The following is a 12,355-nucleotide window of genomic DNA, read 5'->3' as shown; positions in this document are numbered from 1 at the left end:
GGCACATGCATCAGACGCATTCGGCAAATGTCTGTGCTGTCTGCTTTTTCTGGCCGTTCTGAAACGTAGAACAAGGCCTGAAACATGTTCTGAAACGCAGTCAGCTAATTGCAACCGTAAACTAGGGCAACAAGATATGTCAACGGCAGGCAACAACAATAACATCCCGAAAGGAAAAAGCAGTAACAGCAGCAAGACCAGGCTTGCAGCGCTGGCAGGCGTGCTTGCCCTTGCGCTCTTGGCTTCCGGTTTGATTGGCAGCCAGATGCCTAGCATGGCAGCAGCGCAGACCGGCAGCAGCAGCGGTGGCGAAAGAGGCCCGGAAAAACGGTAACCAGCATGGACGACATTGACTGCAGCAAGGTAAAGTCGGCAGTCCACTGCGTAGATGATTACATGGTTGCCGGGGCGGAGAAGGAAAGCAGCACAAACGCCGGCATACACAACAACTCTGCAGCATCGTCCACCGTCTCGACCTCTGGCGCGGCTGTGACCAAGGTTCGGCCGCTCCGGACAAAGAGATGGTTCCGACGCCATGCTTTTTCATCTCCAAGCAAAGGTTCGACATAAGGGTGGCATCTTTGGCAGTGCTCCCAAGGAGGCAGAAAATCTTTAATGAAGCCGAGTCGTTACTCTTAGCGAAAGGCAATGGGGCCTGGCGTGCAGTTCGATCCGGTTCCCAAAGAGATAGATGTCCACCTGGCAGCATTTGGCAAACAACCTTGGGATGTTGACTATGACCTCTTTGGCTATTGCGACGTATGCAACTCTAGGATAGATGAATTTGGATACTGTGCCTGTGGCGGCTCTGCCGACTAGATCTAAACACCTTGAAATTAGACGCTGATCGATCTTGGGATATTTGGCAATAATGCGCGCTCAACATCACTATCGAGAGCAGATTTTGAACAGTGTAAAAATCCTTACACCGGTGACTTTTCGGCGACCGCTGAGAGAGATATCGTGAAGGGGATATGGCAAATCAGGTCAGGAATTACGATATGTGTTTATGACCCAAGTTAACTACCGGTACAATCACCTAAAACAGGAAAATGTATAAATTCTACACCAAGATCTACCAAACAATGAGCTTCTATCTCCCTTCGAACAGAAAGAAAATTCAGGCATCGTCGAGTCTGGCAGCAGTGCTGATAGCATCTCTTGTTGCCCTGTCAGGAACTGCTACGATCAGGCCTGTTCTGGCGCAGCCTGCCACCGACCCGCAAGACGATTCCCCTGAGCCTAACTTTGACATCAAGACATTTGGTTTCAAAGATGACGGCAAGATATTCATCCAACTTTATGGCAAAGCAGCTAGGACGCTCCCAGTCGAGGACCACGTGGGCTATGCGTATGTCTTTGACACAGACAATGGCGTGTGGGCCATAAACGGTCATCGGGAACCACACAGCACGGCCGTGCCGGAATGGCATGCTGAAAGGATCTTTGTGGATGGCGACTGCATAAGGGGAATTGACGTGCCATCTGAGCGGACACCGATGCTCGCAGGCACAAATGCGATGGTAAAGGCGACAGGAGTGACCAAGATCTTTTCTGTGCAGACGGTGCAATTCCGCCTAAACGTCGATGAGCCCGACAACCCTCCGCCGGGAACAGAATGTGTGGCAAACGTAGTTCGTATATTCGACTCGGCAGCAGGCAGCACTTAAAATTCGCGGGGAGGGAAAGACCCTCCTCTCTTTTTTCTTCATTCTGTCTTTCAAAGCACGCCTCACACTTTCAGCGCATCATCTTCGTGCCGCCGGGACTGGCCGTCTTATTGCTCTGCTCATTGCCTGTCGCCACTTTGGCAGAAGCGCTTGGCACTGTAACATTTACGGGTGTTGGTCTGTTGCAGGACTAATAACGGCACCCGTCAAGGTTACAGTATCTATTATCTAGGAGGCACCTTTGGTCGGACGGCAAACGTTCTTGCATGGACACACCTTATTCTCATGAATGTTGGTACAACAGCCGCAACTGGCATGATGATGTATGCCGGCTACCAAGGAGGAGCAGCGATGCTCCCTCCTGCTCTAGGAGGCAGAGGGTTTGATGCAGTACAGGCCCATGGCGCAATTGGATCATTTGTAGAACCAATCGCCATTTCCATACTACTAATCCTGGCAGGCGTCATGGCTGGAGGAGCAGGTTTCATTTCGAGCTACCAAAGACAAAAGAAGCGACAGCAGGAACCTCAGACGTCGTCGGATAGCGACAGAGGCGCCGGGACGGATGTAGGGGAGAAGAGTAGCACAAGTTCTTTTGGAAAGACAGTGGAGGATTGTTCGGGGTTCTTCCGGCTGTATCCGCAAGTTAATATCAAACATCAGCACGTTGTTGCATGTATCCAAAGGTTCTGGCAATGGTTACACTGGAGCGTGCAGTAAGAGAAATCGAGAGCGTGCGGGTGCAAGGCGCGAAACAGATTGCAGTCTATGGCCTCCAATTTCTGAGGCAGGTTGCATTGGAGCAGGGCTTTGACGAAAGGTTCGACAAGATTGCCGACCGTCTGAGAAAGGTTCGTCCAACAGCCGTCGTGCTTCACAACTGTATCGAGATGATAAAACAAGAGAGAAAGCTCTCTACCATAGACAGGCTAATGGCATATTTGTCAGAGGAATCCTCCGAAAAGATAGCAAAACATTCTGACAGGGTGCTAAGAAGCGGCATGACAGTAATGACGCACTGTCATTCTGGTGAAGCATTGCAATTTCTAAAGCACGGGCATGGCAGGCACGGAAAGAAATTGTCTGTGATAGCTACAGAGACCAAGCCCCTCGAACAAGGCATCAAGACTGCCAAAGAGCTGACGCAGGCCAGGATCCCTGTGACCCTCATCCTGGATAACGCAGTAGGGTTCTTCATGAAGGACGTAGATGCGGTCGTGGTTGGAGCAGATGCATTGCGCAGAGAAGGGGTCGTAAACAAGATAGGCACGTCCCTCTTGGCATTCTCTGCAAAGCACTACCACAAACCGTTCTATGTAGTTGCAAATGCCCTGAAGGTGGACAGGAGAAAAGATTTCAGTATTGAGGAGAGGCCTGCAATGGAGGTCTATAGACAAATTACCACCGCAAAAAGGAAGAGCCTGCACGGAATCAAAATTAGGAACCCTGCGTTTGACGTTACACCCTGGGAATATGTCACTGCCGTCATAACGGATGAGGGGGTGATGAAACCCTCGCAGATGAAGGAGCGACTAAAATGAGCAAGAGCGAGTGGTACGCAGACTTTGTAAAACTGGGATATGCCCCAAAAAAAGACGACATAGTCTGCCTTTTCAGGTTTGAACCCTCAAGCGGCATTGCAGACTCGGAAGCCATGGGCAGGATTGCGTCTGAAAGCTCTGTCGGCACGTGGACAACTTTGGCCGCCCTCCCAAAGATGTTGCCCAAGTTGAAGGCGTATGCATTCTGGAATGACAGAAATTTCTGTAAAGTTGCCTACCCGGGCGCCCTTTTTGAGCCAGCCAGCATCACCGGATTCTTGGCAGGGCCTGCAGGCAACATTTTTGGCATGAAGGCCATAAAGAACCTGAGATTGATAGACGTAGAATTTCCTCGCCACTACGTCAGGCAGTTCAGGGGGCCACATTTTGGCATAGATGCGATCAAAAAGATATTCAAGAAAAAGAGCGGCCCAATAACGGCAGTCGTCCCGAAACCAAAACTCGGCTACACTGCTACCGAGCACGCCGAAAAAGTCGCCTATGCTGTGTGGCGAGGCGGGATAGACTGTGTAAAGGACGACGAGAACCTGACAAACCAGGCATTCAACAAGTTTGGCGAAAGGGTCAACCGTCTGTCAAGGGTCAGGGACAGAGTAGAAAAGGAGACGGGCGAGGTCAAGGAAGCGTTCATCAACGTAACAGCGCCAGATCTCCGGGAACTGGAAAAACGCATCAAGGTGGTGCACGAGCATGGTTTCAGGTACTTTATGCTCGATGTCGTGATCTCGGGCTTTGCAGCCGTGCAAACGGCGTCCAACATCGCACACGATTATGAAATGGCCATCCATGCGCACAGGGCGATGCATGCAATGTTCACGAGGAACAGAAGGCACGGCATGTCCATGCTCTTGCTGGCAAAGCTCATGCGCCTGATCGGCGTGGACCAGCTTCATATCGGAACGGCAATCGGGAAGCTTGAAGGGAGCAGAAGCGAGATCATTGCCACAAAAGATATGGTCTTATCCAGAGAGGTAGGCGAGATTCCAATGTCGAGGCTGCATCAAGACTGGAATGGCATAAAGCCCATGCTCCCTGTCGCATCAGGAGGGCTGCACCCCGGGTTGTTGCCACACGTATTTGACATTTACAAGACTACGGACATGGTCGTCCAGGTTGGCGGGGGCACGCAGGGTCACCCCATGGGAATCGAAGCTGGGGCAAAGGCCGTAGTGCAGGCGATTGAAGCTTATCATCACAAAGTAAACCTTTACGAATATGGGGAGACCCACATGGAACTGAAGGAAGCCCTGAAAAAATGGGGTTCTGTGAGGCCGAGGTGACATAAAATGAGGCTGCGTGCAAAGTACCTCGGCATCGAGTCCGGAAGAAAGCCTGTTGTCACGCTTTGCGGCGATGATGCAGAGGAGCTCGGGGTGCGCAGCGGCGAGAGGGTAAGGCTGAGGTTTAACGGCCGGGAGATAAGCGCCATAGTCAACATCGTGACCAAATCTGTGAGGAAAGGCGTGGTCGGCATCTATGACGAGGTGGTAAAGCCCTTACAGGTAAAGGAAAACGACATGGTAGAGGTAGAGCCGGCGCACTTTCCTGTATCGCTCCAGTACATCCGCAACAAGTTGAAGAGGAGAAAGCTAAACTATGAGGAGATCTTGGAGATCGTCAAAGACACCGTCGCCGGCAACCTCAGCGAGGTGGAAATGGCAGCATTTGTGGTAGCGCTGGAGCAGCAGGGTCTGGACTTGGACGAAGCCACGAGCCTGACGGTTGCAATGGTCGAGACGGGGCAGCATCTGGAGATAGGCAGGGGTCCAGTTTGTGACAAACACTCGATAGGTGGCGTTCCCGGAGACAAGACTACGCTGTTGGTGGTCCCAATAGTTGCGGCAGCCGGCCTCGTCATACCCAAGACTTCGTCCCGGGCGATAACTTCGGCAGCAGGGACTGCGGACCGTGCAGAAGTGCTCATGCCAGTCACGCTTTCAGTAGAAGAAATGAAAGGCGTCGTGGACAGGACCAGCGGCTGTTTTGTGTGGGGAGGGTCGCTCCATCTGGCTCCTGCAGATGACGTTTTTGTGCAGGTAGAGTATCCTTTGTCTATAGACCCCATGCTGCTTCCATCGATAATGGCAAAAAAGAGGGCGGTGCACGCAGACTTTCTCGCCATCGACATCCCCACAGGCAGAGGGACAAAGGTCAAGACCATAGGCGATGCAAATCTGCTTGCCAAGGACTTTATAGAACTTGGAAGGAGGGTCGAGATCAAGACGCAGTGCCTCATCAGTTACGGCGAGCAACCCATAGGGCATGCCATAGGGCCTGCCCTGGAAGCGCGCGAGGCGCTCCAGGTGTTGCAGGGTGCAAGAAACGCGCCCGATCTTGTAGACAAGGCCGTGCACCTGTGCGGGCTGATTTTCGGCATGGCAGGAAAGGGCGGCGGCAACAGCAACGGTAGCAGGCTTGCCCTAGAGATCCTGAGGAGCGGCAGGGCAGATAGGAAGATGAGGGAGATAATGGGACAGCAGGGCGGCAATCCCGATGCAAAGCCGGATGACATAGAGGTGGGAGAGCACAGGGTAGACATTAGATCAGAGAGATCCGGGACGCTCTTGTGGCTGGACAACAACCTGCTTGTGGAAATTGCGCGGGCGGCAGGGGCGCCAAAAGACAAGAAGGCAGGAATATTGCTGTACAAGAAAATTGGAGAAAAGGTGAAAAAAGGCGAGCCGGTGCTAGAGATATACGCGGAAAAGACCACAAAGCTGGCGCTTGCTGAAAAGATCGTCCCAGAAGAGAGCCCGTTTGGGATTGGCGACAGAATGGAGATGCGGATAAGGGAGGTAAAGGAGATACCGGTAGCAAAGAAGGCGTTCATCCTGGAACGCTGATCTGCTCTCTATAGCCGACGTTAAATATGACCCCTCCCCTCTTCTCTTGAGAAGCAGGGTACATGACCAAAGGGGCGGCCGGCGGCAGGAATGATAAAGTCTTTGTCATAAAAAGGTCCGGAGAGCGCGAGCTGTTTTCTGACGCAAAATTGAGGCATTCCTTGGAGAAATCCCTAGCTCCGCCTGCGGCAATAAACGACATTGTCAACCACATAAAAGACGAACTGCGGGACGGGATGACTACTTCGGAGATATACCGGCACGCCTTTTCGCTGCTTAAAAAATACGATGCTCCTCTGGCCGCACGGTACAGCCTGAAAGAAGCGATCATGGATCTGGGCCCTGCCGGCTATCTGTTTGAAAAATTTGTCGGGGAGCTGCTGAAGCACAAAGGATTCGCAGTAGAAGTAGGCAGGCCTGTAGGAGGCTTTTGCGTTACACACGAAGTTGACATCGTTGGCGAAAAAGCTGGGCAACATATTATGGTCGAGTGCAAGTTTCACAACAGCCCCGGGGTGAAATCAGACGTTAAAGTCGCCCTGTACGTACAGGCGCGTTTTGAAGACATCCGAAAGCGGTGGGAGGCCCAGCCAGCCCACGAACAAAAGTTCCACGAGGCGTGGCTTGTAACCAATACAAAACTGACGTACGATGCTGTCCGTTATTCAGTCTGCGTCGGCTTAAAGGCCATAGGCTGGAACTACCCTGGCGGAGAAAGTCTACAGAGCCTCATAGAGCAATCCGGGCTCCACCCGCTCACATGCCTTGTCACTCTGAGCCGCTCCCAGAAACAACAGCTTTTGAACAGGGGGCTCATACTCTGCAGAGACATCGCCAGGGATGCGCGTCTCTTGAAGTCTGTCGGGGTCGACGGTCCGGCGGCAGCAAAAGTAACTGACGAGATCAGAGAACTGTGCAAGATCGTCTAGACGAGATTTTTTGGGTATGCTGGATTTGATGATAATGATCCTTTTGCCAGTCGCAGCCCGAGGGATTTCGGCAACCTACTTGACCACAATATCTGGCGAAACGCCATGCATTACCAGTCCGTCCTTAAGAAAGAGACTGTGTAACCAGTTCGTCAGAATGGCCTTCTCGAGGATCGCTTACAGGTAATCTTAACAGCCCGTCTGGCTCCTGCAGAACCTGCCACGACCCGACAGGCGCAGAGCCCATGACCCTGTGGAACGCAGGCCAGAGTATATAGAGTAGTGCAGGAATGCAGAGCAATCATCAAGACAGCACACGACGACCATGCAGGGAAAAAGTGCGTATGTGCCCTTTCTTTTAAAATTAGCAAACGGGCATATGCAGTTAAAGGTCTGTACCGGGAATTATAAATCTTATAAGGTGCAGACCTGTTGAAGTTCCGTGGACTATGTTGTCAGGCTCGACGAGGTAGACAAAGATGATCTGAGAATTGTGGGCGGCAAGGGAGCAAATCTCGGGGAAATGATCAAAATAGGCATCCCGGTGCCTGCAGGTTTTGCCGTAACTACCGCCTCGTTTGACCTGCTGATGAGCATGCACAACCTCGGCGAGAAGATAAAACAGGTCGTCAACGCCGTCGACGTAAACGACACTGCCAAGCTGCTGACAGCTTCCAAGGAAATAAAGGAAATGATCCTTTCCCATGAGATGCCGCCAGAAGTCCGATCAAAAGTTGAACAAGCCTATAGAAATCTGGCAGGCTCTGGCATTTCAGATAGCGGCGACCTGCCGCTAGTTGCAGTTAGGAGTTCTGCCACCGCAGAGGATTTGCCGACTGCCTCCTTTGCAGGACAGCAGGCCAGTTTTCTTAATGTCAAGGGCTCAAACGAGCTGGTCGACTCGATCAGGAAGTGCTGGGCTTCGTTGTTTGAGCCGCGTGCGATTTTCTACCGTGCAAAACACGGCTTTGCAAAGTCAAGTATTGCAGTAATAGTCCAAAGGATGATAGAGGCCGAAAAATCTGGCGTCATGTTTACAGTCGATCCTACCACCGGTGAAAACGTGGTTCTGATCGAAGCGACGTGGGGGCTGGGAGAGAGCATAGTCGGAGGCGAAGTTTCGCCGGATTCGTACAAAGTCAGCAAGAACGGAGAGATTATTGACGTGCAGGTTTCCAACAAAACAAAGATGCGCATACGTGATTACACTTCTGGCGCTACTGTGGAAGTCGCCACCCCGCAGAGCAAGGCCGCTGCCCAAGTGCTGACCCGAGAAGAGATTCTAAAACTGGCCGACTTTGCCGTGAGCCTTGAGCGCCACTATGGCCGACCACAGGATATCGAGTTTGCCATAGAGAAAGGCAGGATAGCAATCGTTCAGACGCGTGCGATTACCACCAAAGAAAAGGCTCAAAAAGTCAGGATTGGGGGCAACCTGCTTCTAAAAGGGGTGGGGGCCTCACCCGGAGCAGCCGTCGGGAAGGTGAGAATCGTTTTGGGCAAAGACGACATTACCAAGGTCAACTCAGGAGACATAATTGTGACTACCATGACTTCGCCTGATCTAGTCCCTGTCATGAGCAAATCGGCTGCGATCATTACTGACCTGGGCGGCAGAACTTCCCACGCTGCAATAGTTTCAAGAGAAATGGGCATTCCTGCCATCGTTGGCACGCAGCAGGCTACGGCGATTTTGAAAGACGGCCAAGAAATCACGGTTGACGCATACAACGGCGTCGTTTATGATGGACGGATCGAGATGGGCAGAGCTGCTGCCCCTGAAATGGCTTCAGAAATCCCTGCCAAGGCGACCAAGACAAAGGTGAAGGTAAACCTTGCGTTTGCGCAAAGGCTGGACGAGATTGCGCCCAGGGTCGATGGCGTAGGCCTGCTAAGGATAGAGCATTTGATTGCCCAGTTTGGCGTGCATCCTGCCAAACTGATGAAGGAGGGCAAACAGGAGGAGTATACACGGATCCTGGTCGACGGCATAAGACCTATCGCAAGAGCCTTCTACCCAAAGCCCGTTTGGGTAAGAACTTTGGATGCACGGTCAGACGAGTTCAGAAACCTGATGGGCGGCGAGGACGAGCCCCACGAAGCAAATCCGATGCTTGGCTGGCACGGGATACGCAGAAGCCTGGACGAGCCGGAGTTGCTAAAGTCGGAATTCATGGCAATAAAGAGGATGTACGAAGAGGAGGGTCTAACGAATCTGCACGTAATGCTTCCCTTCGTGATTTCTGTAGAGGAGGTGCAAAGTGCCAAAAAGATCGCCCGAGACGTGGGTTTATCCGATAAAGTAGACATTGGCGTAATGGTAGAGACGCCTGCTTCTGTGATGATCATTGAAGACCTGTGTAAGGATGGTGGCATAGCATTTGCCAGTTTTGGAACAAACGACCTCACACAGCTGACCTTGGGCATCGACCGAGGGGAGGAAAGGCTGGCAAAGATCTCCTCTCCCTTCCATCCTGCAGTCCTGCGCTCGATGAAAAAGGTGATAGATGTCTGCAATCGCTACGGTGTAGAGACCTCCATCTGCGGCGAGGCAGGAAGCGACCCGGAGATGGCCAAAATCTTGGTGGGCTATGGCATAAGGAGCATTTCCTGTAACATAGACGCCATCGCCGCCATACGGACAGCAGTGCATCAAAAAGAGCAGGAGCTCTCAGAGCAAGGCTTCTGACTACAGAATAGATAGGCATGCAATGCATACATGGAGACACGTCTCTTTCTCTCTTTTTCCCATCTTTTACGTGTGCCGCACAGATGTAGTGGTAGCAGCAGTAACTTGCGATGACGACGACGCCTGTTCAGGCAGCAGCACATCTTCAGGTGCAGGAACAAGCTCCTTTACCTTCACGCGCTTGAGCGACAAGGCATTGAGTGCCACAACAAGTGATGAGCCAGACATCGCAATTGCAGCGATTTCTGGCCTCAGAATCAGGCCTATCGACGGATACAAAATCCCTGCAGCTATGGGAAAAGCTATCATGTTGTAGCCTGCCGCCCACCAGAGGTTCTGCTGCATCTTTTTTCGCGTGGCCCTGCTGAGAAGAACTACTTTGGCGACATCGAGCGGGTCGCTTCTGGTGAGGACGACATCCGCAGTCTCCATAGCCACGTCAGTTCCTGCGCCAATTGCGATCCCCACGTCTGCCTGGGCCAGGGCAGGACCGTCGTTAATGCCGTCGCCTACCATGGCCACTCTTTTTCCCTGCCCTTGGAGCTCCCAGACCTTTGCCGCCTTGTCTCCGGGCAGGACATCGGCAAAGACAGTGTTTATCCCAAGCTCCGCTGCTATCCGCTCGGCCGTAGCGCGGTTGTCCCCTGTCAGCATAGCGACCTGGATGTCCATAGATGTAAGCCTCCTTACAGCTTCTCTGCTTGTCGGGCGTACTGCGTCAGCAACCGCAAAGGCGCCTTCGAGCCGGCCGTCTACGGCCGCCAGGATTACCGTTCTGCCTGCTCCTTGGAGCACCGCGGCGCGGTTATCAACGTCTGTAAAGGCGATCTGCCTGTCGCGCATGAGCTTTCGGTTCCCTATCAATACTCTTCTCTGACCGTCGACAAGTGCACTTACGCCGTGGCCCGGGATGGCATCAAAGTCTGTCACGTTGCCAGGGCGAACCCCTTTTTCATGGGCCTTTTCAAGAATCGCCTGCGCCAAGGGATGCTCGCTTCCTTGCTCAACCGAAGCGACGAGGCGGAGAACCTCTGCCTCCGAGAGCCCGTCCTTTGCAGTCACGATTTCTACAACCTTGGGCTGGCCGAGGGTGAGCGTTCCGGTCTTGTCAAGGATGACAGCGTTAATTTTGCCGGCTTCTTCCAGAGCCACAGCGTTCTTGTACAGGATGCCGTTCATGGCACCAAGCCCTGTGCCCACCATAACGGCCGTTGGGGTGGCCAGGCCCAGCGCATCAGGGCATGCGATCACGATGACGGTGATTGCAAGGGTGGTGGCAAATACCAGGGGCTCCAGTGCGACCCCGTACCAGATGAAAAAGGTGGCAATGGATGCAGCAATAGCTGCGATAACAAGCCACTGAGACGCCCGGTCGGCAAGCCTCTGGGAAGAGGCCTTGGAGTTCTGCGCCTCTTGGACAAGTTTCACTATTTGCGCAAGAGCCGTGTCTCGCCCGACCTTGGTTGCTAGGAACTTGAACGAACCTGTCTTGTTTATGGTAGCGCCGATTACCTCGTCTCTCTCTGATTTCTTGACAGGCACGCTTTCGCCCGTGATCATCGATTCGTCTACCTCTGACATCCCTTCGATCACGACACCGTCGACCGGGACCTTGTCGCCTGGCCTGATGACTACTATGTCTCCAACAAGGACATCAGAGGTGGACAGCTCGACCTGCCGCCCGTCACGGATCACGGTAGCTCTTGGAGGCGCCAGATTCATCAACGTGCGAATGGCTTGCGATGTGCCCGCGCGGGCCCGCATTTCCATCAGATGACCAAACAGCACAAAGACTAGCAGCAGCGAAGCAGCTTCATAAAAGACCTCGGACTCGAAAAAGAACGTTGCACCTACGCTGAACGCATACCCTCCCAAGACAGATAGTGAAACGAGCACTGCCATGTTGAGCACGCGGTTCTTCAAAGCCCGCCAGGCGCCAACATAAAAGACCCAGCCCCCATAGAGCACCGCAGGAGTCGCAAGAATGAACGACAACAGTTCATTGGAGACTCCAGACGGCAAAGGAGCCTGGATTTGAAAGACTTGCGTAAATAGCGGAGAGTAGATAAATACAGGGATTGCAAAGACGAGGGCAACGATAAAACGCCTTTGCATGTCTTGGACCATAGCTTCCATAGACATTCCTCCACCGTGACCCATTTCGTGCGCCATTGCAGCCTGGGCCCCCGCTTCTGCCATCCTGTCATCGTGGCCTGCATGTCTCGGCGGAGGAGCCGTCTCAGGCGGGCTTTCTGCCGATGTCGGCGGCATGCCTTTGTGCCCGCTCCCGTGCTCCTTTCCCTCTGCATAACGACCTTCATGTAGGTCTGACGGCGTGCGGATAATGTGCAGGGGAACCTGCTCGCCAGAACAGTGGTAGCTGCACTCTGCGATCATTCTTTTGACATCGGCCAACGTCACCTTGGACTCGTCGTATCTGACCGTCGCCGTGCCACTGAGGAAGTTGGCTTCGACGCCCAGTATGCCCGGACGGGTCAAGAGCCGTTTTTCGACTCCCAGTCCGTCGCATACAGACATCATGCCGTCGATGTTCAAGACGGCGGTCTTCATGACTACATGACGTTTTTGAAACTAATAAAGGATCATACCGGTGGAGCGCACATACGCATATGGGTATTCCACGGCCACACCAGCGAATACG

9 protein-coding genes are annotated in these 12,355 nt (G+C 53.0%); 8 read left to right on the top strand and 1 reads right to left on the bottom strand.

Annotated elements, in window-relative coordinates; genetic code table 11:
* Window positions 1-136 precede the first annotated feature (136 nt).
* The 8 genes from WKI84_RS02705 (at window position 137) to ppsA (ending at window position 9,693) form a co-directional block, all read left to right on the top strand.
* Window positions 137-334 carry a hypothetical protein gene (locus tag WKI84_RS02705; RefSeq protein ID WP_337861982.1) on the top strand — a complete coding sequence of 66 codons (198 nt, stop codon included), beginning with the start codon at window positions 137-139 and terminating at the stop codon, window positions 332-334.
* A 5-nt stretch (window positions 335-339) separates the two neighbouring features.
* Window positions 340-570 (top strand): hypothetical protein, encoded by a 231-nt coding sequence (locus WKI84_RS02700; RefSeq protein WP_337861981.1) that lies wholly within the window; start codon window positions 340-342, stop codon window positions 568-570.
* Between the two features lie 575 nt (window positions 571-1,145).
* Window positions 1,146-1,670, top strand: a complete 525-nt coding sequence (locus tag WKI84_RS02695) for a hypothetical protein (RefSeq protein ID WP_337861980.1) — start codon at window positions 1,146-1,148, stop codon at window positions 1,668-1,670.
* Window positions 1,671-2,344: 674 nt separating this feature from the next.
* A complete protein-coding gene (locus WKI84_RS02690; protein ID WP_337861979.1) occupies window positions 2,345-3,211 on the top strand; it encodes a translation initiation factor eIF-2B subunit in 867 nt (288 codons plus the stop codon).
* The gene (gene rbcL / locus WKI84_RS02685) at window positions 3,208-4,512 is read left to right on the top strand and encodes a type III ribulose-bisphosphate carboxylase (protein WP_337861978.1); all 1,305 of its coding nucleotides are present in this window, start codon (window positions 3,208-3,210) and stop codon (window positions 4,510-4,512) included. Before WKI84_RS02690 ends, rbcL begins: the two co-directional genes overlap by 4 nt.
* Window positions 4,513-4,518: 6 nt before the next feature.
* Window positions 4,519-6,075: an AMP phosphorylase gene (locus WKI84_RS02680; protein ID WP_337861977.1), complete on the top strand. Its 1,557-nt coding sequence runs from the start codon at window positions 4,519-4,521 to the stop codon at window positions 6,073-6,075.
* A gap of 62 nt (window positions 6,076-6,137) precedes the next feature.
* The gene (locus WKI84_RS02675; protein WP_337861976.1) at window positions 6,138-7,004 is read left to right on the top strand and encodes an ATP cone domain-containing protein; all 867 of its coding nucleotides are present in this window, start codon (window positions 6,138-6,140) and stop codon (window positions 7,002-7,004) included.
* A gap of 442 nt (window positions 7,005-7,446) precedes the next feature.
* Window positions 7,447-9,693 carry a phosphoenolpyruvate synthase gene (gene ppsA, locus WKI84_RS02670; protein WP_337861975.1) on the top strand — a complete coding sequence of 749 codons (2,247 nt, stop codon included), beginning with the start codon at window positions 7,447-7,449 and terminating at the stop codon, window positions 9,691-9,693.
* A gap of 66 nt (window positions 9,694-9,759) precedes the next feature.
* On the opposite strand, the gene WKI84_RS02665 is transcribed toward ppsA, so the two are convergent.
* Entirely contained in the window at window positions 9,760-12,264 is a 2,505-nt protein-coding gene (locus tag WKI84_RS02665) for a heavy metal translocating P-type ATPase (protein ID WP_337861974.1), read from the bottom strand.
* Between the last annotated feature and the right edge of the window lie 91 nt (window positions 12,265-12,355).

Origin of the sequence: Nitrososphaera sp. (genome assembly GCF_037447015.1) — an archaeon.
In the GTDB taxonomy this organism is placed as follows: domain Archaea; phylum Thermoproteota; class Nitrososphaeria; order Nitrososphaerales; family Nitrososphaeraceae; genus Nitrososphaera.
The sequence above is the reverse complement of the archived record's forward strand: the minus strand, read 5'-3'. Positions and strand labels throughout refer to the sequence as shown.

What these genes read in the sequence shown, in the direction of transcription:
- WKI84_RS02675 (WP_337861976.1), top strand. Translation starts at nt 6,138, where the DNA reads ATGACCAAAGGGGCGGCCGGCGGCAGGAATGATAAAGTCTTTGTCATA.
- WKI84_RS02690 (WP_337861979.1), top strand. Translation starts at nt 2,345, where the DNA reads ATGTATCCAAAGGTTCTGGCAATGGTTACACTGGAGCGTGCAGTAAGA.
- WKI84_RS02665 (WP_337861974.1), bottom strand. Translation starts at nt 12,264, where the DNA reads ATGAAGACCGCCGTCTTGAACATCGACGGCATGATGTCTGTATGCGAC.
- WKI84_RS02705 (WP_337861982.1), top strand. Translation starts at nt 137, where the DNA reads ATGTCAACGGCAGGCAACAACAATAACATCCCGAAAGGAAAAAGCAGT.
- WKI84_RS02680 (WP_337861977.1), top strand. Translation starts at nt 4,519, where the DNA reads ATGAGGCTGCGTGCAAAGTACCTCGGCATCGAGTCCGGAAGAAAGCCT.
- WKI84_RS02700 (WP_337861981.1), top strand. Translation starts at nt 340, where the DNA reads ATGGACGACATTGACTGCAGCAAGGTAAAGTCGGCAGTCCACTGCGTA.
- rbcL (WP_337861978.1), top strand. Translation starts at nt 3,208, where the DNA reads ATGAGCAAGAGCGAGTGGTACGCAGACTTTGTAAAACTGGGATATGCC.